The organism is Pseudomonas arsenicoxydans (genome assembly GCF_006438915.1).
Classification (GTDB): domain Bacteria; phylum Pseudomonadota; class Gammaproteobacteria; order Pseudomonadales; family Pseudomonadaceae; genus Aquipseudomonas; species Aquipseudomonas arsenicoxydans_A.
In genome coordinates, this window is sequence record NZ_RCZE01000012.1 from 215117 (window position 1) to 240094 (window position 24978).

At 54.9% G+C, this 24978-nt stretch carries 24 protein-coding genes and 1 riboswitch; of the genes, 4 read left to right on the forward strand and 20 right to left on the reverse strand.

Annotation, left to right across the window (positions count from 1 at the left end; translation table 11 throughout):
* Nucleotides 1–141: 141 nt before the first annotated feature.
* The 3 genes from EAH78_RS24025 to EAH78_RS24035 all read right to left on the reverse strand — a co-directional run bounded on the left by EAH78_RS24025 (nt 142) and on the right by EAH78_RS24035 (nt 3507).
* Nucleotides 142–1251, reverse strand: a complete 1110-nt coding sequence (locus tag EAH78_RS24025; RefSeq protein ID WP_140669785.1) for a D-alanyl-D-alanine carboxypeptidase family protein — start codon at nt 1249–1251, stop codon at nt 142–144.
* A 200-nt stretch (nt 1252–1451) separates the two neighbouring features.
* Entirely contained in the window at nt 1452–2852 is a 1401-nt protein-coding gene (locus EAH78_RS24030) for a sensor histidine kinase (RefSeq protein ID WP_140669736.1), read from the reverse strand.
* Nucleotides 2830–3507, reverse strand: a complete 678-nt coding sequence (locus EAH78_RS24035; RefSeq protein ID WP_140669737.1) for a response regulator transcription factor — start codon at nt 3505–3507, stop codon at nt 2830–2832. The genes EAH78_RS24030 and EAH78_RS24035 overlap by 23 nt, the downstream gene beginning before the upstream one ends.
* Nucleotides 3508–3718: 211 nt before the next feature.
* Here EAH78_RS24035 and EAH78_RS24040 point away from each other — a divergent pair, with 211 nt between their 5' ends.
* The gene (locus EAH78_RS24040) at nt 3719–4501 is read left to right on the forward strand and encodes a substrate-binding domain-containing protein (protein WP_140669738.1); all 783 of its coding nucleotides are present in this window, start codon (nt 3719–3721) and stop codon (nt 4499–4501) included.
* 525 nt (nt 4502–5026) lie between these two features.
* On the opposite strand, the gene EAH78_RS24050 is transcribed toward EAH78_RS24040, so the two are convergent.
* From EAH78_RS24050 to EAH78_RS24085, 8 genes are all read right to left on the reverse strand, one after another.
* Entirely contained in the window at nt 5027–6163 is a 1137-nt protein-coding gene (locus EAH78_RS24050; RefSeq protein WP_140669740.1) for a nickel/cobalt efflux protein RcnA, read from the reverse strand.
* Between the two features lie 7 nt (nt 6164–6170).
* Nucleotides 6171–6464: a metal-sensing transcriptional repressor gene (locus EAH78_RS24055; RefSeq protein WP_140669741.1), complete on the reverse strand. Its 294-nt coding sequence runs from the start codon at nt 6462–6464 to the stop codon at nt 6171–6173.
* Between the two features lie 160 nt (nt 6465–6624).
* On the reverse strand, nt 6625–7155 hold the full coding sequence (gene ppa / locus EAH78_RS24060) for an inorganic diphosphatase (RefSeq protein ID WP_140669742.1): 531 nt from the start codon (nt 7153–7155) through the stop codon (nt 6625–6627).
* Between the two features lie 18 nt (nt 7156–7173).
* Entirely contained in the window at nt 7174–7512 is a 339-nt protein-coding gene (locus EAH78_RS24065; protein ID WP_140669743.1) for a DUF190 domain-containing protein, read from the reverse strand.
* A 10-nt stretch (nt 7513–7522) separates the two neighbouring features.
* Nucleotides 7523–7906 carry a fluoride efflux transporter CrcB gene (gene crcB / locus EAH78_RS24070; protein ID WP_140669744.1) on the reverse strand — a complete coding sequence of 128 codons (384 nt, stop codon included), beginning with the start codon at nt 7904–7906 and terminating at the stop codon, nt 7523–7525.
* Between the two features lie 142 nt (nt 7907–8048).
* Nucleotides 8049–8110: riboswitch (Fluoride riboswitch) on the reverse strand.
* Between the two features lie 369 nt (nt 8111–8479).
* Nucleotides 8480–9322, reverse strand: a complete 843-nt coding sequence (locus EAH78_RS24075) for an amidohydrolase family protein (protein WP_140669745.1) — start codon at nt 9320–9322, stop codon at nt 8480–8482.
* A gap of 28 nt (nt 9323–9350) precedes the next feature.
* Nucleotides 9351–10640, reverse strand: a complete 1290-nt coding sequence (locus EAH78_RS24080; protein WP_140669746.1) for an MFS transporter — start codon at nt 10638–10640, stop codon at nt 9351–9353.
* Between the two features lie 135 nt (nt 10641–10775).
* Nucleotides 10776–11507 (reverse strand): GntR family transcriptional regulator, encoded by a 732-nt coding sequence (locus EAH78_RS24085; RefSeq protein ID WP_140669747.1) that lies wholly within the window; start codon nt 11505–11507, stop codon nt 10776–10778.
* A 362-nt stretch (nt 11508–11869) separates the two neighbouring features.
* Between EAH78_RS24085 and EAH78_RS24090 the strand changes: the two genes are divergently transcribed.
* Nucleotides 11870–12079 carry a hypothetical protein gene (locus EAH78_RS24090; protein ID WP_140669748.1) on the forward strand — a complete coding sequence of 70 codons (210 nt, stop codon included), beginning with the start codon at nt 11870–11872 and terminating at the stop codon, nt 12077–12079.
* Between the two features lie 141 nt (nt 12080–12220).
* Here EAH78_RS24090 and EAH78_RS24095 read toward each other — a convergent pair whose 3' ends face one another.
* A complete protein-coding gene (locus EAH78_RS24095) occupies nt 12221–12517 on the reverse strand; it encodes a hypothetical protein (protein WP_240051930.1) in 297 nt (98 codons plus the stop codon).
* A gap of 428 nt (nt 12518–12945) precedes the next feature.
* Between EAH78_RS24095 and EAH78_RS24100 the strand changes: the two genes are divergently transcribed.
* Nucleotides 12946–13878 carry a GGDEF domain-containing protein gene (locus EAH78_RS24100; RefSeq protein ID WP_140669749.1) on the forward strand — a complete coding sequence of 311 codons (933 nt, stop codon included), beginning with the start codon at nt 12946–12948 and terminating at the stop codon, nt 13876–13878.
* Nucleotides 13879–14122: 244 nt separating this feature from the next.
* Here EAH78_RS24100 and EAH78_RS24105 read toward each other — a convergent pair whose 3' ends face one another.
* The 7 genes from EAH78_RS24105 to EAH78_RS24135 form a co-directional block, all read right to left on the reverse strand.
* Nucleotides 14123–14737, reverse strand: a complete 615-nt coding sequence (locus tag EAH78_RS24105) for a class I SAM-dependent methyltransferase (protein WP_140669750.1) — start codon at nt 14735–14737, stop codon at nt 14123–14125.
* A gap of 190 nt (nt 14738–14927) precedes the next feature.
* On the reverse strand, nt 14928–15962 hold the full coding sequence (gene selD, locus EAH78_RS24110; protein WP_140669751.1) for a selenide, water dikinase SelD: 1035 nt from the start codon (nt 15960–15962) through the stop codon (nt 14928–14930).
* A 94-nt stretch (nt 15963–16056) separates the two neighbouring features.
* Nucleotides 16057–16407 (reverse strand): copper-binding protein, encoded by a 351-nt coding sequence (locus EAH78_RS24115; protein WP_140669752.1) that lies wholly within the window; start codon nt 16405–16407, stop codon nt 16057–16059.
* Nucleotides 16404–19562 carry an efflux RND transporter permease subunit gene (locus tag EAH78_RS24120; protein ID WP_140669753.1) on the reverse strand — a complete coding sequence of 1053 codons (3159 nt, stop codon included), beginning with the start codon at nt 19560–19562 and terminating at the stop codon, nt 16404–16406. The genes EAH78_RS24115 and EAH78_RS24120 overlap by 4 nt, the downstream gene beginning before the upstream one ends.
* Complete coding sequence (locus tag EAH78_RS24125) at nt 19559–21043, reverse strand: efflux RND transporter periplasmic adaptor subunit (protein ID WP_140669754.1); 1485 nt, start codon at nt 21041–21043, stop codon at nt 19559–19561. Before EAH78_RS24125 ends, EAH78_RS24120 begins: the two co-directional genes overlap by 4 nt.
* On the reverse strand, nt 21040–22296 hold the full coding sequence (locus EAH78_RS24130; RefSeq protein ID WP_140669755.1) for a TolC family protein: 1257 nt from the start codon (nt 22294–22296) through the stop codon (nt 21040–21042). Before EAH78_RS24130 ends, EAH78_RS24125 begins: the two co-directional genes overlap by 4 nt.
* Before the next feature lie 99 nt (nt 22297–22395).
* Nucleotides 22396–22737 carry a hypothetical protein gene (locus EAH78_RS24135; RefSeq protein ID WP_140669756.1) on the reverse strand — a complete coding sequence of 114 codons (342 nt, stop codon included), beginning with the start codon at nt 22735–22737 and terminating at the stop codon, nt 22396–22398.
* A gap of 426 nt (nt 22738–23163) precedes the next feature.
* Here EAH78_RS24135 and EAH78_RS24140 point away from each other — a divergent pair, with 426 nt between their 5' ends.
* Nucleotides 23164–24633 carry a sensor histidine kinase gene (locus EAH78_RS24140; protein WP_140669757.1) on the forward strand — a complete coding sequence of 490 codons (1470 nt, stop codon included), beginning with the start codon at nt 23164–23166 and terminating at the stop codon, nt 24631–24633.
* On the opposite strand, the gene EAH78_RS24145 is transcribed toward EAH78_RS24140, so the two are convergent.
* The gene (locus EAH78_RS24145) at nt 24630–24971 is read right to left on the reverse strand and encodes a DUF3703 domain-containing protein (RefSeq protein WP_140669758.1); all 342 of its coding nucleotides are present in this window, start codon (nt 24969–24971) and stop codon (nt 24630–24632) included. The two genes, EAH78_RS24140 and EAH78_RS24145, sit on opposite strands and share 4 nt — an antisense overlap.
* Between the last annotated feature and the right edge of the window lie 7 nt (nt 24972–24978).

Genomic DNA, 24978 nt, shown 5'->3' on the forward strand with positions numbered 1-24978 from the left:
AAAGCGTCATTGAGGCAAATGTCCTTGGGCATCGAGGATGCTGACTCAACTGGATGGTTTCGCCCCTGCCACGTCAGATCAGTGGGAATCATTTGAGGTTGTCAGTGAGGTAAGTCATGGCTGGATATCATCCATCCAGATTCAGGCCTTTACCTCTCCCGTGTCGTCCTTCACATCAAACAAGCCTGCAAAAAAAAGATGGAATGCATCCCAGGTTCGCGTCCACCAACCACCTGCTTCTCCCGCTTCTAATGCGATGAGAGAGCGTGTCGCAAGTTTATTCTCGCCGTCATACAACTCGTAGCTTCCGACTATGTCACCGACGGTAATAGGAGCTTCCAGTGCGTTATTGATGTGAAGGCGGCTTTCCACCTTGCGATTACTATTCTTGGGCAGCGTCAATGTCACATCATCGAGCAACCCAACAGAAATTACGTTTTTCTCGCCTTTCCACAGTCGTGGTTGAGCTAACACCTGGCCGCCTTTCTGATAGGTCTTCGTCTCAAAAAAGCGGAAGCCGTAGTTCAGGATTTTTTGAGCATCTTCTGCACGATTGTTCATCGTGGTAGAGCCAAATACCGCACTGATAAGACGCCGCCCATCACGAAGAGCAGAGGTCACCATGCAGTAGCCGGCCTCTTCGGTGTGGCCAGTTTTTAGCCCGTCAACACTTGGGTCGCGCCAGAGGAGAAGATTGCGATTGGGTTGGCGAATGTTGTTCCAGGTGAAATATTTGTGCGCGTATAGCGGGTAGTAAGCGGACTCATCATTGATAATTGCCCGCGCAAGCCGGGCCATATCATGAGCAGAGGAGTAGTGCCCAGGTGCCGGCAAGCCTGTAGGGTTCATGAAGTGAGTGTCAGTCAGCCCAAGTTTATTTGCAGTGACATTCATCAACCCGGCAAATGCATCTTCGCTACCCGCTATGTGCTCCGATAGAGCCACACTGGCGTCGTTGCCAGAGTCGATCACCACGCCACGGAGCAGGTCATGCACAGGGACAACGGCGCCAGGATCAAGAAACATCCTGGAACCACCGGTTCTCCATGCGTTTTCACTGACGGTAACCGGATCGTCGACCTTGAGGCGTCCCGCCTGTATCTCATTGGTAGCCACATACACCGTCATCAACTTAGTCAAGCTAGCCGGCGGCAAATGCATATCAGCGTTTTGACTGCTAATAATCGAGCCTGTCGCGGCATCCATAAGTACCCAGGATTTCGCGCTCAGTTGCGGTGGTGCTGGGATCATCGCTCGGGCAGTTGGTGAGGCAGGACTTGGGGTGGGTATTGGAGCCGCCCAAACTGGTGTCAGAAAAGAACACGCAAGAATGAGTGTAAGCCGCAATTTAGGGTGTTTCACAAGCGCCAGCCTCGGATTCGCAGAAAGACGCGCCAAGCTAGATGAGGAGCTGAGAGGGCTCAAATTAACCCGGATTAATATTAATTTAATTAGCCGTTGGAGACGACCATCTCGGGCAATGGACAGATAATCGAGACTGAGGCTCCACCACCACGCGGCGATTCCTGGATATGCAGTACAAACCCGTGCAACCGAACAATTGCGGACACCAGAGAAAGCCCCAGTCCATGCCCAGGTTGCTGACGGGTGGTGTCTCCGCGATAAAGCCTGCGGATCACGCTGTCACGCTCTGCCTCGGGTATTCCAGGGCCGCTGTCCGAAACCTCTATATTGAACGAGTTATGCGTCAGAGAGCCGCTCAAGTGAATCACACCGCCCTTGGGTGTGAACTTGATAGCGTTATCTAAAAGATTAACCAGCGCCTCGAACAGAAGAGAAACATCACCAGATAACTTCGGATGGTCTTCAGAGAGGTCGAGGAGTAGCGTCAGTCCTTGCTCTTGTGCCAAGGGCAAAAAAAACTCGTGCGCTTGCGTCAGCAGCGATGCTGGTTGGAACGATTCAAAACCTGATCGTCTCCTTGTATCTTCAAGTTCAGATATTCGCAGCAGCCCTTGGAAGCGCAGCATGATGGATTCGCTTTCTTCCAGCGCCATGTTCAATGTCTCTGCATGAGAGCTATCCAGGGGTAACTGCTGTAGCTGGTCAAGATGGGCGCGCAGGCGAGTCAGGGGAGTACGCAGATCGTGCGCAATACCGTCACATGCCCCCTTCACCTCATGCATAAGCTGCTCTATATGCTCGAGCATGACGTTGACAGCATTGGCCAACATGTCGAGCTCATCGCGGCGTGGAGACAGCGGCAGGCGTTCGCCGAGATTGCCCGATACGATACTTTCGGTGCAGCTTTGAAGTCGCTGCACTCTGCGTAAAGGCCTTCGCCTCAGGAGCCACCAACCGATCAACCCAGGGATAAGGGTAAGAGAAAAGCCCCAAATTAATGCCTGCTCGATGATGCCGCCGACTGCGGAGATAGATCCTCCATCACGCGACAAGATCAAAATTCGACCATCACGCCGATGTTGCATTAACGCATGGCTGCTTCGGGTTTGCTCGCGTGGCAATGCGATGCTCAAGCCTCGCTCCAGATAATGTACCTGGCCATCATCTGGGAGACTTGCTCGTAACCGGAGAAGGTCACCGGCGATATGGGTGCCGTCAGCTTTGAACAAACCGTAGGCGTCGATCCCTGAAGTCGAATACACCTCACTGGCAGCCAGTTCACCCTCCAGACTGGCATCATCGATTTTTTGATAATAGTGGGCGCGCTGCATCAATGTTCGCTCGGCAACAGCCCCGAGATAGGTTGAGATTTTCCAATAAAGCACCCCCGTGAAAACGGCTCCCCAAGCGATAAAAAACAAGGCGTAAAGCCCGAGAAGGCGACTATTGGAAGAACGCCAGCGCTCACTCCTGGGAAGCAAGAACATAACCAGAACCGCGAATTGTTTGAATGACAGGGGAACCGCTCCCCTCGATTTTTTTCCGCAGCCGACCGATATGAACATCAATAATGTTCGTGCCAGGATCGAAGTGATATCCCCAAACCGCCTGAAAAAGCATGGTTCTAGTGACCAACTGACCCGCGTTGCGCATGAAATAAGTGAGCAGTTTGAATTCGGTTGGGAGAAGCGGAATGTGCACGTTCGAACGACTGAGTGAGTGTTCAATGAGATCGATATGGAGGTTACCAAAGCTCAAATGACGCTCACTTTCACCTGCGGTTGGGCGCCTCAGCAGCACCTCCACCCTGGCGATCATTTCAACCGTAGAGAACGGTTTGATCAGGTAATCATCGCCCCCCGAACGAAGCCCTTTCACCCGCTCATCGACATCAGACAATGCGCTGATCATCAGGACTGGCTTATGAATACCGAGGCTTCTCAACGTACTGATTATCGTTAAGCCATCAAAATCAGGCAACATCCGGTCAAGCGTTATCACATCATGGTCGCCAGAAATGGCCGCTGATAATCCATCACGACCGCTAGCCGCCCACTGAACATCGAATCCATGGGAGGTAAGCGTGTTAACAATAGCCTTGGCTGTAACCTCATCGTCCTCAATAACTAGCGCGCGATTCATTTTTACTCCACACAACGATTGCAAACCTTAGACTCAAGCAGGCTCCAAGCGCCGTAGATCTCAAGATTGATGCAGCCTAGGTAGGGGGCATCGGACGGTAAACTAAATTTTTCTTAACCCGTCTTAATTTCAGTATTGCTTGAAACGTGACTATTTTTTCGCGCCCCCACTGCTAAACCTCATATCTACGCTGGATTCAGGATACTCCGTCATGACGAAGACCTTACTGAGGCTCGCATTGGCCTGCTTGTTTTTCTTGGCAGATGGCATTGAGGCACAGGATGCCACCTCCACCAAAACGCTTACCCTATTTGTGTCTGGAGGCTTCATCGCGGCGATTCAATCCTTAGCTCCCGTTTATGAAAAAGAGACGGGATTCAGCCTGGTCATCAAAGAGTCCCCACCTACCGGCAATACCCCAATTGCAATCACTAATCGGCTCTCGCGCGGTGAAAATGCAGATGTCGTAATCATGGAGGATTGGGAGCTTCGAAATCTGATAGATCAAGGGCAGTTGCAAAAAACGAGTCGAATCGACCTTGGCAAGTCGTTCATTGCCATGGCCGTCCAAAAAGGTGCTAAAAAACCCGATATAAGCAACATGAAGAGCTTCAAGAAAACGTTACTCAACGCAAAGTCTCTGGCTCTGTCGGATACGCCCAGCGGAACATACCTGTCACGTATTCTCTTCCCTCAAATGCACATCTCAGAAAGGTTGAGGATCAAGACCCGAACGATTTCCGCCGAGCCCGTCGGAGAAGCAGTCGCCCGTGGCGATGCAGAGATAGGCTTCCAACAGCTGAGTGAACTGATGCACACGGAAGGCATCGATGTGATTGGGCTTATTCCAGATCAGGTGCAGAAAATGACGATGTATTCAGCGGCCACCACTGGTGGCGGACAGCAAGAGGAGGCGGCAGCGCTGTTGAAGTTCCTGAGCTCAAAGGCCGCTAGGACTGCCATCAAGGTAAGTGGATTAATACCCGTGAGATGAGTTTTCCAGGCATGCGGATGGCTCAGCTGCTACATCTGCAGCATCTGTAGGCTTGGCTATTGAGACACCGCCAGAATTGCAGCTGCTTTATGGTTGGTCATTTGAGGGGCCGATTTCGTTGGCTGACTCAAGCTTAAGCCATCGAGTTCTTGAGGGCTTAACGGGGCCCCTCCGCCAGCCAGAATCAAGGCGAGAACTAGAATGGTAAAGCCTACTAAAACTGGAAATGAGCCCAACCAGAATTGGATGCGTCGGCGGCGCTGGTATGCGTCCATCTTTACTAGCCCCTGTCGGCGTTGGCGAGTATTTCTCGCTTACTTATAGTTCTGTCGCTCAATGTAATTTCTAGCACCGATTATTACCAGCCCTCGAAAAATAGCCTGGATGCAGTATCCGCTCTGACTAACCGATGACATATGGTCTGCAGGGGTTAAGCGACATTCAGGAGCCTATGCCGCGTGGAGCACCGAATGCCGCGATGAAAAGGCCAACGTAACTGGTGAGCTCAAACACTAAAGCGTCGTCTCAAGCGTTCAGGCCGATCCAGCCATGAAAGCCCACGTACAGACCAACACCGATTATCAAGACACTGGACAGGTAGGGCGCACGACGCGCAACGGTGCCCAGCCATGGCCAACGGTTGGAAGCCTGCTTGGCACCAATAGCGGCTGCAGCACCGACGGTCACCAGTGTGAGTGCCAGACCAATGCTAAAACACAGGACTAGCACGCCACCCAAGGCGACCTCTTTGACCTGGAGACATAGCAAGAGAACGGTGATGGCAGCCGGACAAGGAATCAAACCACCAGTCAGACCGAACATGACGATTTGGCCGGTGGTGACTTCGCGGTTAGTGAAGCGGTTACGGATATCGTTGGCATGAGCACGTTCGTGCGCATCCTGATAGCCGTCAATCGACAACTCTAGGCCTTCCAGTTCGGAATGCGCATGGCCGTGATTATGCTCCTGGTAGTCCAAGTCATAATCATGGGAGTGCCCCGCGTGCCCAAGACTCAAGCGAGCACTGAATCCATGAGGCTCGGGGATATCGACTGCCGATTCCAGGAAGCCCTCGCGCTCGACGAAGGTGAACGACTGGGCGCTGCCGTCTGGACGAGTCGTCATCAGACGAACATTCGAGGCTGCCCAAGCGTGCCCGGTCAATGTCTTCAGGCGCCAGTGCGGTGGCACACCGTCTTCGAAGATCGACAGCTCAACACGGCCATGGCCAGTATCGATTCGGTGGGTCTCATCATGATGGCCGTGGTCATGCTCGCCATGGTGGTGATCATCACCTTGCTCGAACTTGAACATCTGCTCACCGCGCCAGGTACGCCACAGCATCCACAGCGCAATTCCGATGATCAGGGCGGAGGATGCAAGCTGGAAGTATGGCTCAGTGGTTTGAGCGTCCAGGCCTTTGCCCAGATACATGCCGCCGATGGCGACCAGCCATACTACGGCGGTGTGCGATAGCGTTGCAGCCAGCCCCAGCAATACAGCCTGTTTTACCGAGCCACGGATGGCCACGATAAATGCCGCCATCATGGTTTTTGAATGGCCCGGTTCAAGCCCATGCAAAGCACCGAGCAGAATGGCGCTCGGGAAGTACAGCCAGGCGTGCGAAACACCCTGTTGCAGGAGTTCAGCGAAGTCGGGCATATCAGACCTAGAGGTACTTGGTGATTTGTTTGAAAGCTTCCAGCGGTGCACGCTCGCCATTGCCCAGCGCCGAAACGGTGTCCTCAAGGCAGTGATCAATGTGATCTTGGATGAGCGTTCGTTTTGCCTGACATATGGCTTTCTCAACTGCATGCAACTGCTGAGCAATGTCCACGCACTCACGACCCTCTTCGATCATGGTGATGATCCCGCGTAAATGGCCGTCCGCTCGTTTGAGACGCTTGATGATCGCCTCATGACTTTGGTGGGTATGGGGATGACTGTGTTCGTGCTCACTCATGACTTGAGCCTCAGGCCTCAATGAATTACGCCTGCATCCTATCCCCCCCAGGGGGATATGGTCAAACACATCGCGACCCCAACATACGAGTTAGAAGCCCGGAATCCGGGGCGACTCAGACAATAGTGGACTTGCCCCCCTTGAGTTCCCGAGAAGAAGACTATTTTTGGAAATGAGCAGCCACTGATTTGCGAATCTCTTCCCGCGCTTCATCTGCGCTCCCCCAACGCCCCATCTTCACCCACTTACCCGGCTCCAATGCCTTGTAGTTTTCGAAGAAGTGCTGGATCTGTGCGAGGAGTAACGCAGGGAGGTCAGAGCATTCCTTTACGTTGGTGTACATAGGGCTGAGTTTTTCGTGAGGCACCGCGATCACCTTGGCATCCGCTCCAGCTTCGTCGGTCATGTACATCACACCAACCGGGCGACTGCGAATGACAACGCCAGGCGATACCGGGTAAGGGCAAATCACCAGGACGTCCAAAGGATCGCCGTCATCGCTCAGCGTGTTAGGGATAAACACGTAGTTGGCCGGATAGAACATCGGCGTACTGAGGAATCGGTCAACGAAGATCTGTCCACTTGGTTTGTCCACTTCGTACTTGATCGGAGCGTGGTTTGCCGGGATCTCGATAACAGTGAAAAAGTCATCGGGGATCGCATTACCAGCAGGAATGTCCGCATAGCTCATAGTCTTGTCTCCAGGGGGTCAGGAAAGGTTCGGGGGATTGGCCTTTTTGCCGACGGTGCCCATCTCGACGGGAGTTTTTATGTAGAACACAGAGATTTCTTCAGCTTCCAATCGCTTGAATAACCTTTCGGACTCCTCCTCGGTGATAGCCATTCGAATCTCCGTCGGCTGATCTGCCAGCTCAAAAAAGTGCGAGGAATGCAGCCGACCGGTGTGACCAAAACCCTCGATACCTGTGGAGAGGGTCGCGCCACGCAGGCCCATTTCTTTGGCTAAATCAACGATCCAGTCGCCGAGCATCTTTCCTTGATAGCGACGGTTCTGTTGGGTAAAGAAAATCACCAGAAAACCTTTCATCTTCATCTCCTCAGCGCGTGCCAATCATTTGATAGGACAGAAGCCCGAAAGCCGTCATCGCCAACGAGCCCAATACGTGCAATGAAATCGAGCCGAGTGCCCACAGCAATCTGCCTTCCTGAATCAGGGCGACTGTTTCGGCTGAAAAAGTGGAAAAGGTGGTAAGTCCCCCACAGAAACCCGTGATGATCAGCAGGCGCCATTCAGGGCTTAGGGAGGGGGATGCGGCCAAAAACGCTATGGCGAGGCCAATGATGTAGCCCCCGACCATATTGGCGACCACAGTACCTGGGGGGATTGTCGGGAACAGGGCGTTGAGCTTCATGCCCAAGATCCAGCGCAACCAGGCACCAAGGGATGCGCCGATGGCGATAACTAGAAGTGATTTCAGCATGGTTGCAAGTCTCCTCTGGGCTCGTAGAGCCGAGGAGGTGCTGATAACCGCAGATTACGAGAGGGAGCTGATATAAGATTTTGAGTCACGATCCTGTCCTAAATTGGAGGACAGGGAGACACACCTACGCACCCTGTCCAGGGTTCACGTAGGCATCATCAGCACGAAGGCGGTTAAAGGAGGAATGCCATCTCCTGATCTGATCCTAAAGCATATTTGCCGAAGACATCAACAACCTCATTTGCCCAGCGGTATCGCTATGCGAAACAGCAGATTCCTAGCGAAATTCTAGCGATGGTATAAAATTGGATCCTACCCCTCATGACCTTTTATAACCCGCCCCCCCTTGGCGGGTTTTTTTATCTCATCGCCACTGCTCCTCAGGCCCGACTTAACTTCGTAGGTTGAGGATTTGGTCGCTGACTTCGATAAACTGCAAATAAAAAGGGCCTTCAAAGGCCCTTTTGTACTCAAACCAAATTCACTTGGTCAGCCAGATCTCATCGAATGCTTCTCGATTGTGGCTAGGCTTGTTGTGCCCGCGTTATCGATGACTCCTTACACCTTTGTCAGCTAGCGGCCACAAGCAAACCCCAATAACGCTTGAGGCGCATCCACTAGCAACGACCGCATAAGCTGAGTCGAACACTCCAGCGCTTGAAGCTGCTCCACCACAGTATTGAAACCGACGCTTTCTTCATGTTGTGTATGCGGCCAGTCGCTGCCCCATACCAACCGGCGATGGCCGAAGCTCTGCTCCAGCAGTGGCAATGCAGTCTGGGCAAACTCGAGGTTCTGTTGTGGCGTATCTGCCAAGCGATAGATGCCCGAGACTTTCATCCACACTTGCCCGCTCAGCCCCAGTTCCAGCAGCTCGGGAAAGCCTGGTTGATCGACGCTCAAACGCGCATCCGGACGACCGAAGTGATCGATGACGAGTTTGATGCCGAACGGCATCAGTTGATGAATCAGCTCCGGCAAATCCTCCACGTGGCGGTGCAACTCGACATGCCAGTCCAGTTCAGCGATGTGGCCGAAGAAGTCTTTCCAGGCTGCGTCGCGAAAGTCAGGTAAGGCTTTGCCCATCAGGTTCAAGCGAACGCCGACAACGCCCAGTCGAGCCATGTCGTTTAACATGACGCGGCTGACGTCTCGCTCCACTACCACGACCCCTCGCAATTGCTCCGGCGCCTGCTTAAGCGCCGCCAGCAGATAGCTATTGTCGCTGCCGAGAAAGCTCGGCTGCACCAACACACCATGACTCAGGCCATGGGTTTGCAAGTGCTTCAAATACTGCGCAAGCGTGGCGTCGTAGCCAGGGGTATAGCGCCGTGCAGCGGCCAGGTTCAGCTTGCGGCTAAACACATGAGCATGGGAGTCGATGCCGGTGATCGGCGCAGGACAGGTATCAGGCATGGATTTCATCTATCGAAGGTAATGGACATCAGGCCCGGGCGCTCTCGTTGCCGTTGGCCGTGGTTTGCAATGATGCATTCGAGGCTTCGAGGGTGCGACCACGGGTTTCCGGCAGGCAAAGTGCCGCGATCACCGCCACGCCGTACGCGATCCCTGCGTCGATGCCAATCGCAGAACCCAAGGACATGGAGTCGCTCATGTGGCCGACCAGGAATGGGAATACTGCGGAGAGCACTCGGCCAAAGTTGTAGCAGAAACCGACACCGGCGCCGCGCACGTCCGCTGGGTACAGCTCGTTGAACAGTGCCCCAAGGCTCGCCGGAATACCGGCTGCGAAGAAGCCGAGGGGGAATCCCAGGAACAGCATCTGGGTATTGGTCAGCGGCAGGAACACATAGCACTGCACGGTGACGACACAGGCCAGCGCGAACAGCACGATGTTTTTACGACGACCAATACGGTCGATCAGAAATCCGCTGACCACACACCCACACCAGAAGGCGAAGATGATCACCGCCAGGTAGCCGCCCGAGTTCAGCACCGACAGGTTACGCTCGGTTTTGAGGAACGTTGGCAGCCACGTCATCACCGCGTGATAACCACCGTGCGCCCCCAGGCCCAACAGACCACCGAACAACGTCACGCGGATCAGTTCGGGACGGAATATGCCAGACAGGGATTTAAAGAAACTTTGCGGGATTGCGTTTTCTTTTTGCAGGCGCTGGAAGCTGTCGGGCTCCTCGACATTACGCCGTACCCAGATGATCAGGAACGATGGCAGCAAACCAACGATAAACATCACACGCCAGGCCATGTCTTGCGGCACGAACGAATAAATCAGCGCAAATACTCCAACCGCCACGCCCCAACCCACGGCCCAAGCGCTTTGCACTGTGCCCATCACCTTGCCACGAAATTTAGGGTTGATCGTCTCGGCCATCAGTACTGCGCCAGCGGCCCATTCGCCACCGATACCGAAGCCTTGCAGTGCTTTGACGATCAGCAACTGATGGAACCCGGTGACAAACGCCGACAGAAAGGTGAAGAACGAGAACCACAAGATCATCCATTGCAGCGTGCGTACCCGGCCATAACGGTCGGACAACGTCCCCCCTACCCAACCGCCGATGGCCGAGGTGACCAGCGTGACTCCGCTGATCAACCCTGCATCACCCTTGGTCAGGGCGAATGCGGCGATCAGCGCCGGAATCGCCAAGCCAAACATTTGTACTTCCAGCGCGTCGAGCGACCATCCGCCGAAGCAGGCCCAAAACGTTTTGCGCTCCCGAGGAGTGACTTGGCGATACCAGCTAAACATGATTCTTATCCTTATAGGTGGAACGTGAGGCAGCCGAGAGCGAACCGCGCCGCTACGGGGCCAGTCATGTGAAACAAGACAATGAAACCAGCGGCGAGCGCCTCGCCGCTTGACGATCCGCTACCCAGGCACGGGTTAGCGAATATCCACGCTGTAACGGAAGTGCTCGGCATGCCCGCGAGAACGACGCCACTCCAGCGGCGTACCGGCGTAATCACGCGCCAGCCTCTCGATCACCACCACCGGGCTGTTGATCGGGAGTTGCAGCAATCGCGCGTGCACGTCATTCACCGATTCAGCGGTAAGCGTTTCTTCGGCCGAGGCGACGACCTGACCGCAGACCTCTTCATAGATCGGATACAACAGCGGCCCTTTGCGACTAAGGTCGATCTCCAGCAGCGGCTGAAAGCGGTTGCGGGGCAACCAGATTTCTTCGGCGAGCACTGGCTTAACATCAAGCAGACGTACACGGACAATGCGAATCACCGGTGCATCGGGTGACAAACCTAACGCTTGGGCTACCGCCGATGGGGCCTCCACCGGCTCGATCGACAGAATGCGACTTTCTGGTACCTGGCGTTCGCCGGCAGCGGTTTGAAAACGGAAGAAACGGAACAGCGAAGATTGGAATTGAGGACGACGAATGAAAGTGCCTCGACCTTGCTGACGCTCCAGAATGCCCTCACTGACCAGCGCGTCGACTGCTTTGCGAACGGTGCCAGTGGACAATTGGTATTCCGCTGAAAGCGCGGCTTCGGTCGGAATGGCCTCCCCCGGGCGCCAGCGATTGTTGGCGATCTGTTCAGCCAACTGGTCACGCAAGCGTTGGTAAAGCGGCAGTCGGACATCACTGGATAGAGAATTCATCGACTTTATTCACCTTGTTATCTAGTCATCTATATGAATACTGAGTCGAGTATTTCCCCAGACGACATGGTTGTCAAGGAGGGGCACGGCCCCTTGCTGACGAATGGTGAACCATCGCCCAGGCAAGCCTACGTCAAGCCAGCTCTGTGATTCGCAATGTCGACTTTCCCAATCCCTTCAAAATCCCAAGCAGATTTTCCTGCAGTGAAATGCCATTAACTATGGGCAATAAAAAGGGCCCTTTCAGGGCCCATTTGTACTCAAACCAAACTCACTTGGTCAGCCAAGACTCGACGGTGTCGGAGCCGCGTCCGGCTTCCCAGACCTTTTGCTACGCTGACCTCTTTCATGGAGGATTCGCGATGCCAAATTCAGACCTGCTCCCTTCACTACTATTCAAGATCAATCAAAACCAGCTCGCCCTTGAGGCCGCCATCATGGAGCTCTCAAATTGGGTCGAGCAGCGTGAATCTGCGGATGTCGCCGACAACGTGCGTGGAGCCCTGACCACAATCGATAAAAACGAAGAGTTCGTCAAAATGACGCTCGCGGTATTGATGGCACCGGAGTGAATCCCCCGATGCATCGAAGAAGCCTGTTGAGTAACTGGATTTGTGCCTTGGTAGACGCCGGCCATACGCGCTTTGATTCGCTGCGACCATTAAAAGCGAATGCGCTCCAGGGGGCATCCATATCGCTCAGATAAAACCAATTCACGGCAACAGTAGCGCATCGTGGATCTCAATAGCTGGAATGGCTACTTCCTTGCCTTTGCTGGCAAGCCAAATCCTCGTTTTGCTAACATCGAAAATCCGCCCCTGCTCCATCTGCGTCAATACGAGCGCATCTGAAACTCGATAGCGACCACAGGCCGGACAATCTCTCTCCTCCCACGTGCCATGGCACTGAATGCGTTCAGCGACACCGGCACAAATAAGACAGCTCATGTGATCACCATTGCTTTTTTTATAGTCTGTACCTGATCCGTCGTATTTCCAGCCGCTTTCCATCCGATAACACCGCGAGTCCAAATTACCCGCGCTCCTAGTCATGGATTGATATCCATTGGGTATAGCAGCCTCAATCAAGGCACATCAGTGACCACGGCGCGATCAATTGCTGCCCTTAGTGATAGGCAGTAATCAGCCAAAACCGCCTGCCATCAAATGGTCGCACGAAACGCTTATACCCATTTACGAATCCAGTACGGGCGCGCGCCCCCCAAGCTGCGTCATTTCTGAGCCTTTTGACGCCGCGCAACTATCATCTTTCGACGAGGTACCTTCGACCGCAATCAATTGCCTTTGCTATCGAAAGCATAGAAAAAACGACCTTTATTATTTTCAGCTACTACACTTCAAAAATTTGAGGATTGTGTCATCTTGGCGTACACCTCCGACAACAAACCTTATTCTCTGCTCCAACAAGCGAGCTCTATATGAATCTTGAAATACTTAAACAGGCCGTCATGGACTCAAGAGACGGAATTACTATCTCCGATAACAGCTTGCACGATAACCCATTAGTTTTTGTAAATCCTGCATTTGAGCGCATGACCGGCTACTCATCCGAAGAAATCACAAATATCAACTGTCGATATCTACAGAACAACGACCGAGAGCAATCCGAGCTGGACATAATCCATAGTGCAATTGAAAAAGGAGAGTACTGTCTTGTAACCTTGCGAAACTATCGCAAAGACGGAACGATGTTTTGGAACGAGCTAAGCATTTCGCCAATTCATGACAAGAATGGGATCGTAACTAATTTCATTGGAATTCAAAAAGACGTAACGCCTAGAGTGATAATACAGCAGCAGTTACGTGAGAAAAACCAGTCTCTTGAGGAAATGAAAACACACTTCGAGCAACTGTCAATTAAAGATGGATTAACAGGTATTTACAATCGTCGATTTTTTGATACTCAATTGGAAATCCAGTGGAAAATCGCATGCCGCAACGGGGAGTCCTTGACTCTCGCCATGATCGACGTTGATCACTTCAAGGCATTTAATGACATCTATGGGCACCAAGCGGGCGATGAAGCATTAAGACGAGTTGCTGACAGTTTGAACAGATCATTCCAGCGAGGCTCTGACTTTGCAGCAAGATATGGCGGCGAAGAATTTGTAGTCCTGTCCAGCGGCATGACGCAAGACCAGGCCACACTATACACAAACACCTTATGCCAGCGAGTGCGCAGTTTACGAATACCGCACTCCGCTTCCAGCACAGGATATCTAACCATAAGCATTGGCTTTGCAGTTCATACTTTTGCCACGCCGAATCCATTTGGCATGCTCTTGGCACAGGCCGATAAAGCTCTATACAAAGCTAAGGGGCTGGGTCGAAATCAATCCCTTAGTCTCTAAATTTTGTACGAAAATTTCGAAACATGGCCGTCATGTCGGTAGCCTATCAATATCCAGTAAACGTGAAGGTGACAAGGTAGTCTCTGTCATGAGGTGTTTAACCCCTAAACATCAAGAAGACACCATCAGGCAGCTATACGAAGGACTTTACTGGGTCGGTTCCTGCCAGGCGTACCAGGTGCAAATTGGCCAACAGCGTACATTCGAGTCAGAGCCAAGCTCGGCCCAGCCTACGACATACCCGCTAGCTTTTTCGGCAGAAGCAGTACACGAAATTCTGAGTAGTTCCAAACGGGGTATGGTGTTCTTCCTTCTCATGCCTGAGCAGCTCAAAAGGGGCTCCAAACTCATCATGCAGTTCATCGGCTGTATACCTTTTCACTGGTAGGCCACTGCACTGGGTTGGCCCATCTTCCGAGAAGGTAGCCACGATCACGAAACCGCCCGGCTTTACGCACCTTAAAACAGCTTCAACATATGCTGCACGCTCGGCCTCAGCGGTAAGAAAGTGGAAAACAGCTCGGTCGTGCCAGACGTCATAGGACAGAGGAGGAAGTGGAACGTCCGTAATGTCCCCTACTATCCATCTAACCTCATTGGCACGGCTGCCCAATCGCTGCTTTGTGGCCGCTAGAGCCGCCGCTGAAAGATCAAGGACACTCAGATGGGTAAATCCATGCGCAATCAAGTCATCTACCAGCGTGGAGGCGCCGCCTCCTACGTCGATGATTTCTGCCGATGAAGAAACTCCTGCTTGCTGGATCAGCCGCAGGGAGCTTTCCGCATGCTCTTGATACCAGCTCACACCATCGGTTGGCTTAGTGGAGTAGACCTTGTCCCAATGCTCTTTCGATTGCATAAAAGCGGCCTCTTTTGCAGTTCGATAAACATCTTATAATTGCACAATTCCTGAGTTTTGCACTTTTAAGGCCTCCGCCCCGGACACACCAGTAGCAAGCCGGCCCCATCAAAATATGATGCTTAGCAACCATCCGAGCAAGCCACATCCCAAGACGACTAACCACGGCGGAGACTTCCAATATCGCGCATTAGAGCACTTCTACCGCGTAGGTCTGTCGTTCGACCAAGGTTCCGATAGGCGCCAGCTGCAACCCCAGCTCAGCGGAGACGGCGAGAAATTCTGCCTCACCCTCCGGCGTGACGGCGATCAGTAGGCCGCCACTGGTCTGCGGGTCGCACAGCAGGTCACGCTGCGCGTCACTGATAGGCGCGATCTTATCTCCGTAGCTGTCGAAATTTCGCAGGGTGCCACCCGGCACGCAGCCCTCGGCGAGATAGTGATCGACGCTCGGCAGGCGCGGGACAGCGGCATAGTCGAGTCGGGCGGTGAGCTGAGCGCCATCGGCCATTTCCACCAGATGCCCGAGCAGGCCGAAACCGGTCACATCAGTCATCGCCGTGACCCCGGCCAGCTTGCCGAAACGGCTGCCCGGCTTATTCAAAGTGCACATCCAGTCGCGGGCCAGGCCAACATCCTCCGCACGCAGTTTGGCCTTCTTTTCGGCGGTGGTAAGAATGCCGATACCCAGTGGTTTGGTCAGGTATAACGCATTGCCAACGCGGGCGGTGTCATTGCGTTTCATGTGCTTTTTCTGCACGACGCCGGTCACCGCTAGGCCGAATATCGGCTCCGGCGTATCGATGGAATGGCCACCTGCTAATGGAATGCCCGCAGCATCACACACCGCACGCCCCCCTCGGATGACCTCACGAGCTACCTCCAGCGGTAGTAGGTTGACTGGCCAGCCAAGGATGGCGATGGCCATCAGCGGATCACCTCCCATCGCGTAAATATCACTAATAGCGTTAGTGGCGGCGATGCGTCCGAAATCGAAGGGGTCATCGACGATAGGCATGAAAAAGTCGGTAGTCGAGACAACGCCGCGCTCATCGTCCAGGGCATAAACTGCGGCGTCATCACGTGAAGCGTTGCCGACCCAGAGACTGGGGTCTAGATTCTGCGCGCCGCTACCGGCGAGGATCACTTCCAGCATCTTGGGGGAAATCTTGCAGCCACAACCGGCACCATGGCTGTACTGGGTCAAGCGGATCGGTTCACTCATGGCAACGCTCTCGGAAACAGATGGGGGATTCTAGCAAAGGCAGCCTTTCCCAACCGGCACGATAGAGCGTGCCGGTAATTCTCTCACCCCAGTCTTAGTTTTTAATGGAAACAATTGCGGCTTTGCCATCCTTTACCCTAAAGGAAAACGATACATGGTCTCCGACCATCAGACCTGCCAGCTGATTCTCCGTTACGGAAAAAGCCATGGTCATCGGCGGCCACTGTACGGCTGGAACAGCTTCGTGGGAGATGGTCACCGTATGCTTCGTAGTATCTATAGCCTTGATCGTTCCCTCGGCATTGGCAACTTGCGCCTGTTTTGAATCCTGTTCCATCTGCATGCCCTCCATACCGTCCATTTTCATACCCGGCATGTCCTCCGCATGGACAGAAAGTGAAAGCGCAAATACGGTGCTTGCAACTGCAATCATGGTCAGTTTCATACGACTTTTCCTTGAGCCTTGATGGGTGCAACTGAGAGGTGCCGACGACGCATCAGACGATAGGCTGCCGGAATGACAAACAGGGAAAGCAAGGGTGCCGTGATCATGCCGCCGACCATAGGCGCGGCGATGCGGCTCATCACTTCGCTACCAGTACCGCTGCCCAACAAGATGGGTAAAAGGCCGGCAATGATCACGGCAACAGTCATGGCCTTGGGTCGAACGCGCTGCACAGCGCCTTCGCGAATGGCCGCAACCAGCCCACGCTCAGTGTTGTCGCCAAGGTCTTCACGTTCGGCCCAGGCGTTCTTCAGGTAGAGCAGCATGATCACGCCGAACTCGGCAGACACCCCGGCCAATGCGATAAAGCCGACTCCGGTGGCGACCGACAGGTTGAATCCCAACAGATAGAGGAACCATGCTCCACCGGTCAATGCGAATGGCAGAGTAGCCATGATCAGCAAGGCCTCATCGAAGCGGGCGAAAGTCAGGTAGAGCAGAACGAAGATGATCAATAGCGTGGCAGGTACTACCAGTTTGAGGCGTGCGTTAGCCCTTTCGAGAAACTCGAACTGTCCTGAGTAGCTCAGGCTCATGCCTGGCTGCAGCCTGACCTGTTCATTGACGACCCGACGCAGGTCGGCGACAACCGAGGCAATGTCCCGCCCCCGCACGTCGATATACACCCAGCCTGAAGGCCTTGCGTTCTCGCTCTTGAGCATCGGCGGCCCGTCGCTGACCTTGATCTTCGCCACCGTGCCAAGGGTGATTTGGCTGCCTAACGGGGTGTAGATTGGCAACTGCTCCAGGGCGCCGAGCGAGTCACGCCACTCACGGGGGTAACGGACGTTGATCGGGAAGCGTGCAAGCCCTTCAATGGTCTCCCCGACGTTTTCACCGCCGATAGCGCCGGCCACAATTGACTGCACATCGGCGATATTCAGTCCGTAGCGGGCGGCGGCCTTGCGGTCGATATCCACGTCGATATAGCGGCCACCGGTCAGTCGCTCAGCCAGAGCCGAACTGACACCGGGCACATCCTTGGCCACCCGCTCGACCGCCTGAGTAGCGGCATCGATCTCCGTCAGGTTGGTGCCGGCAACCTTCACCCCAATTGGACTTTTGATACCCGTAGCCAGCATGTCGATACGGTTGCGAATCGGCGGTATCCAGATATTCGTCAGCCCAGGGACTCGTACCACTCGATCCAGTTCTTCCACCAACTTTTCCTGGGTCATGCCTGGACGCCATTGCTCGTGCGGCTTGAATTGGATGGTGGTTTCGAACATCTCCAGCGGTGCGGGGTCGGTGGCGGTTTCAGCGCGGCCCGCTTTACCGAAGACGTGTTCGACTTCAGGCACGGTCTTGATCAGACGGTCAGTCTGTTGCAGCAGTTGTGCCGCTTTCTGCGCCGACAATCCCGGTAGAGCTGAAGGCATATAGAGCAGGTCACCCTCGTCCAACGGGGGGAGAAACTCGCCACCCAAGCGAGACATTGGCCATAGCGCACTGACAAAAACCAATAGCGCCACCAGCAGCGTGATCTTTGGTCGACGCAAGACTGCGTCCAGGGCTGGCTGATAGATCCGAATCAACCACCGGTTCAACGGGTTCTGATGTTCACTGGGAATTCGTCCTCGAATCCAGTAGCCCATCAGCACCGGCACCAAGGTCACTGACAATCCCGCCGCTGCGGCCATGGCGTAGGTTTTGGTGAAAGCCAACGGGCCAAACAACCGCCCCTCTTGCGCTTCCAGGGTGAATACCGGAATGAACGACAGGGTGATGATCAACAAACAAAAGAACAGCGCAGGGCCTACCTCTGCCGCTGCTTCGGTCATCACGTGCCAATGACGCTCACCCTTCAGTTCCTCCCCAGGATTGGCCGCGTGCCAGGCCTCGATCTTCTTGTGAGCATTCTCGATCATCACCACGGCGGCATCGACCATGGCACCGATGGCGATGGCAATCCCACCCAAGGACATGATGTTGGCGTTGATTCCCTGGTAGCGCATGACGATGAAGGCAATCAACACCCCAACCGGAAGGGAGATGATCGCCACCAGCGATGAGCGCAAGTGCCAGAGAAAGATCCCGCAGACCAACGCAACGACGATGAACTCTTCGATCAGCTTGTGGCTGAGGTTTTCCACCGCGCGGTCGATCAACTTGCTGCGGTCGTAGGTGGTGACGATTTCCACCCCGGCCGGCAGACTGCTTTTCAGTTCGTCGAGTCTGGTCTTGACCGCCGCAATGGTCTCGCGAGCATTCTTGCCGCTGCGCAAAATCACCACGCCACCGACAGTCTCGCCTTCGCCGTCGAGCTCAGTGATGCCCCGCCGCATTTCCGGCCCCAGCTGGATCGTGGCGACATCGCCAAGGGTCACCGGCACGCCGCCCGCACCCAACTTGAGCGGGATCGACCGGAAGTCATTGAGCGTCTTCAGGTAGCCGGAAGCGCGCACGATGAACTCGGTCTCGGCCATCTCCAGCACCGCGCCACCGGTTTCCTGATTGGCCTTGCCGATAGCCTCGGTGACCTCAGCCTGAGTGATACCGAGGCTGGCCAGTTTGAGCGGATCAAGCTGCACCTGGTATTGCTTGACCATGCCCCCCACGGTGGCCACTTCCGCCACGTTGGGCAGGGTCTTGAGTTCGAACTTGAGGAACCAGTCCTGAAGTGCTCGAAGCTGCGCCAGGTCGTGTCCGCCACTGCGATCCACCAGTGCGTACTGATAGATCCAGCCCACTCCCGTCGCGTCCGGGCCCAACGCCGGTTTGGCACTGGTCGGCAGGCGACTTTGTATCTGGCTCAGGTACTCCAACACCCGCGAGCGCGCCCAGTACAGGTCAGTGCCGTCTTCGAACAGCACGTAAACGAAGCTGTCGCCGAAGAAGGAATAACCACGCACCGTCTTCGCGCCCGGTACCGAGAGCATGGTGGTGGCCAGCGGATAGGTGACCTGGTTCTCGACAATCTGCGGCGCTTGTCCCGGGTAGGGAGTGCGGATGATCACCTGAACATCGGAGAGATCCGGCAGCGCATCGATGGGGGTACTCTGCACCGACCAGATACCCCAAGCCGTGACGAACAGCGTCGCCAGCAGCACCAGGAACCGGTTGGCGACTGACCAACGAATCAGGGCAGCAATCATGGCTGGCTCCCCGATTTATCCAGGCGCTCAACACGCAAGCCATCGTCGGTCTGGCTCACCGCGACGTGAACCTTGTCGCCCGCTTTCAGGCTCTGCATCAGCGCCGGGTTGGCCAATGGGAACGTCATCGTCATGCCGGGCATGCCCAGCGTTTTGAAAGGGCCATGGGTGAGCGTGACTTCTTTGTCGTTGATCTCAACGATCTGCCCGTCCGCTTCATGAAAGCTGGAGGCTGCTGCGCTGGGTGGTGACGCTTCCTCCGAGCTGGCAACGATGCCCTTCAGACTGGCCTCCGAGTCGAGCAGGAACTGGCCAGACGTCACCACCTTCTGGCCTTCTTCCAGACCTTTCAATATCGCGGTCTTGCCATCGCTTTCCTGCCCGGGTTGCACCTCAACGGGACGGTAGCGGCCGGCATCTTCGGCGAGCATCACCAAGGCGCGTCGGCCCGTGCGAATCACCGCCTCGCTCGGCACCCACAACACACTCTGCCCGGTCGAACGACTCAGGCGTACCTGCGCTGTCAAACCCGGCCTGAGTCGCCCATCCGGATTGGGTAGTTCCACTCGCACGCGGAGGGTGCGACTGTCCGGATTGGTCTCGGGCAAAATCGCGCTGACCTTGCCACTGAGCGTTGTCCCTGGGAAGGCTGGAAGACGCGCTTCGACCGCCTGCCCTACGGTGATAGCTCCGGCATCCGATTCTGGAACGGCCACGGCTAGCCAGACACTGCTCAAGCCATTGACGCGTGCCAGAGTGTCGCCAGTCGCCACGGTCATACCCGCACGTACATTCAACTCTTGCAGCACACCACCAATGGGGCTGGTGAGCGTCAGGTAGGGCTGAACCTTGCCGCCACGCTCTACCTGAGCAATCAATGCTGCTGGCATACCGGTGAGCCGCAGTCGCTGACGGGCCGCAGCCAACAGGTCAGCATCCCCGCTGCGCTTCAGTGCAAGAAACTCTGTCTGGGCAGCGGCCCATTCCGGCACCAGGATATCCGCTAACGCCGCGTTGGCTTTGAGCACATCACCGGGAGCGTGGGCATAGACCCGCTCCACAAAGCCCGTGGTGCGTGCCTGAATCACCGCCACATCACGTTCGTTGAATCCCAAAACACCCGTCACATCGAGGCTGGAGTCAAAGATTCCACGGGTGACTGTTGCAAAACGCAGACCGAGATTCTGGGTCAGACTCGGATCGATACTGACGGTCGCACGATCCCCTGCGCCACCGGCGTACTTAGGAACCAGTTGCATGTCCATGAAGGGGGACTTACCCGGCTTATCGAATTTTTGCTGCGGGTACATGGGGTCATACCAATACAGAGCCTTGCGTTGGTCAGGTGAATCGAGGCTCTGCTCCTGGGCAGAACTGAATACCCCATTCATGCGCTGTTGAGCGAACCAGTAACCACCGGCAATACCGAACGCCAGCGAGATGCCTACCAACAATGCCCCGTTCCCTTTTTTAAGGATCATTGGCTGGACTCTCCATAAGCAAAATACAACCGCGCACTGGTCAGCGCTTGCTGCTCTTCCACGTTGATCTGTTTGAGGCGGGCCTCGATGAGTTCACGACGGGCGGCAACAACGGCGTTTAAATTGCCTTTGCCCGAGCGATAACTGGCCATGCTGAGTTCGACCTTTTCCTTAGCCAGCGGCAACAGGCTTTCCTGGTTACGGCGTACCGCACGACTCAGGCGCTCATAGTCAGCCAGTTCGTTTTCCAGTTGCTGGGTATGCTCGCGTGACAGGGCTTCGCGCTCGGCCTCAAGCTGACTGAGTTCCGCCTGTTTGGCTGCGATTTTGGGGTTTTGGCGAGAGTCAGGAAACAGCGGCAGATCCCAGGAAAATTGCACGCTGACCATATCGCCGAACTCACGGCCACGGCGCTGGTAATCCAGTTCCCAGCTCCAGTCTGACTGCTTCTCCGACACAGCTTCACGAACCTTGGCTTGCGCTTCGCGGGTCATCGGTGCAAACGCTGCCAACTCGGGATGGTGTTGCAGTTTATGGGAGTAACTTGAGGTGTCGACGGGCCATTCAGGCAAGCTGCCCACAGGCTTGTCGTTGGCGGCGGAGCCAATCCAGCGTTTGAGGGCCGCTCGAGCCTGTGCTCTCTGGAGAATCAGATCGTCCTGCTGCTCCGCCAGTTGAGCTGCTTCCTGTTTGGGTGCCACCGCATCGGCGGGTTGAGCGCGGCCACCGGCAATTTGGGCCCGGACGGTATCGCTCAGCAGGCGGTTTTCTTTGTAGAAGTCCTGGAACAGCACATCTTTGCGCTCAACCGAGTAACTGCTGATCCAGGCCAACGCCGTGGACTGGCGTACCTTCAGACGTTCGACTCGACGCTCCGCAGAGGCACGATCAATAGCTGCATCGGCGACTTCGATACGCGCTTTGCGCTTGTCGCTATTGGGCATCTCCTGCCTGACCCCGACCATCTGCATGGTCATGAAGTCCTGGTCGATACTCCAACGATCCGGGCCGCCGATGGGGTAGTTCTGCACGCCCACCAGGAGCTTGGGATCAGGTAACTCACCAGCAGGGATGGCTGCACTGCTGGCAGCCTGAATTTTCGCGTCTTGTGCGGTCAGCGACGGCGCATTGTTTTCTGCCAGCCGCAACGCTTCATCGAGCGTCAATGCGGCAGCGAAACTCGGCAATGCCAGCACGCTTGCCGCTAGGCCGGCCACGAGAGACCAGCCTGTGCAATTGCACTTGGAGTTCATGTTTACGATTCCTGTAATCATCCACTGCACGCGTCAAAAGACATGCGCGCAGCTAGTCCATCCCGCTAATGCGGAATGAGGCTCAATGTGGGACAGGAATCAAACGCGGGGCGGTCGCCATACCCCGGACGGGGTCTGTACAGGTAGGGAGTCGCTGATGAGGGAAAGCACTACGGGGCTGAACACGGTTACAGGAGGCTTGAAGATCGAGACTTGCAGCATGCCGCCCGTCTTGCATTCCTGGCCCGGCTTGCAAGGTTTACCGTGCTCGGAAGGGCTTTTCATGTCGTTGCAGCAGTCCATCCCCATGTCGTCCATCATCGCCATGCCCATCGTCTTCATTGGGCAAGGTTCTGTCGGTGCCTGAACCCCCGCCATCCCGCTGAGGGGAAGCGCCAAGCTAATCATGAAGATGATGCAAAACCGCAGATAGCGTTTCATGGGCTGGAGTGTAGTCGCTGCAAATGGCTCTTACAATTGGAGGCGAGTCATCAATAACCTATCGTCAAGATCTGACGTAGGCGATAAGACCTGACATGAATTAAGCCAGAATTACGTGTCCAAAATAGAGACCTAACTCGTCCCTTCAACCATATCGCTCCATGCCCCGTGCGCCTCAATCAAAGGGGATTTTGTCCCCGGAGTTGGCTGTATTTCCCCAATGCTCGTGTCTGGCTATCTAAGCTGTTGGAACGGTCGCGGATTTAATTTGCCTGTTTCAAACGCAGCGCAGTTCAGATACTGGCTACGCGCACCATCATTGATTGGCAGCGGATATTTGGCATAGAGAATGCTGTATGTCACCTAGGCTTAATTGAGAAATTCAAGCTGAAGGTTGAATTAGGAAATATTCTATAGGACGCTACCATGCCTGCACTATCAGCATTGTTTAGGCGCCTACATCGGGAAGCAGCTGACTCAGTTGTGCCGACGAGACAACCCAATCTCCTGCGCTGGTTTTCGATCATCAGCTTCATCCTGATCAGCGCGATAGCTTTTGGGCTGGGTTCAGTATCGACTCGCTTCCTGGTCATCGAAAGCCTGGAGCGCGACGCGCTGCTGTCGGCGCAATTTATTCAGACCATCGCTGTGGGTGAAATCCGTCACCACGGGTTGTCCGGGATGCGGATGGGTGACGTTTTGGCAGCCACCCCATATGGAATGCTGTCGGAAGAAATGGCGCTGAATCGGCACTGTGCCCGCTCCGAGTTCCTCGACCACCTTTCACACCTCCCGGATTCACTCCTGATTAGCATCTACTCGCCACTTAGGACGGTGATGTGGTCAACCAATCCGCAACTGATTGGACAGAAAATCCTCAACGACGAAGCACTTGAAGCGGCATTCAGCTCGAAAGACAGGGTTTCCACCAAGTACAGCAATGCTGATGAACGCCGTCCCGAACAGCAGTTTTTGCTCGCACCGAAAATGTTCTTCATCGAGAGCTACATCCCCCTTGTAGATGATCTGGGGAATACCCTGGCTGTGGTGGAAATTTATAAGGAACCAGCCGATTTGATCGAACGCCTTAACCGGGGCCACTGGATCATATGGCTGTCTACCGCACTGGGCGGTCTACTGCTTTATTTCGGGCTGTATTGGATCGTTCGACGGGCATCGATTCAGTTGGCCTCACAAGAGGCGCAACTCGTAGCCAACAAGACTTACGTGGGCTTGGTCGAGATGTCCACGGCAGTCGCCCATAGTTTGCGTAACCCCCTGGCCTGCATCCGCTCCAGCGCAGAACTGGCGAACGAAACGGAGGGCCAACCCGCCAAGAAGAACATCGACGATATTGTCAGCCAAGTGGATCGGATGTCGCAGTGGGTGCATGAACTGTTGCTGTGCTTGCGACCGATTCGTGGAGAAGCGGAACTGGTGGAGCCGATGAATGTGGTACAGGCCACATTGGCCGGCTACAGCGCGCAACTGGCTCAATCAAGAATCCAGGTCGAGTTCAACAATGAGCCGACACCCCGGATCATCAGCAATCCACTTTTGCTTTCTCAAATTCTCAATAGCGTCATTGCCAATGCAATAGAGGCTATGCCGGGAGGCGGGAAGCTAACCATCCAGGCGAACGTGGATGACACCCATCAGTGGCTGCATCTCATCATTGGTGACACCGGGGATGGAACGTCACGACAACAGGAAATGATGGCTTTCAAGACCTTCTACACCACCAAGCAAGGCAAGCTCGGTATAGGGCTGATCATGGTGAAGCAGATCATGGAAAATTTTGGTGGAGAAGCCAGTCTGACCCACCACGAAGACCAGGGAACATCAGTGCACCTGAGTTTCAGGGTTGTGGAAAGAAGAGCCAGTGGCTTGCGCTAGTCTTCGCGCAAAAGCTCCTCCAGACCGGCAGACAGTGGCATGACGGAAAATGCACTGACGCGGGCTCTTCCCGTGTTGCCAGCGGGCACCCAAATCCTGGAAAACAACAATGCGGCAATGATACGAGGAACCTGGCCCACAACCTCACGCCAATCTTTCGTCAGCAACCCAAGGTTCAACATGAACCAATGAGATTTTGCATGAGCCAATGGCATACGCTGCGTGAGGATATGAGAGCGCTCCAGCCAGCGGTACGCCGTCTGGTAGTCTTTGGCCCGCATGGCTATCCCTGCCTCATGAAAGGCCTCCGCGATGGCGCTTCGCAAAACCTCTCTCATGCAGCAC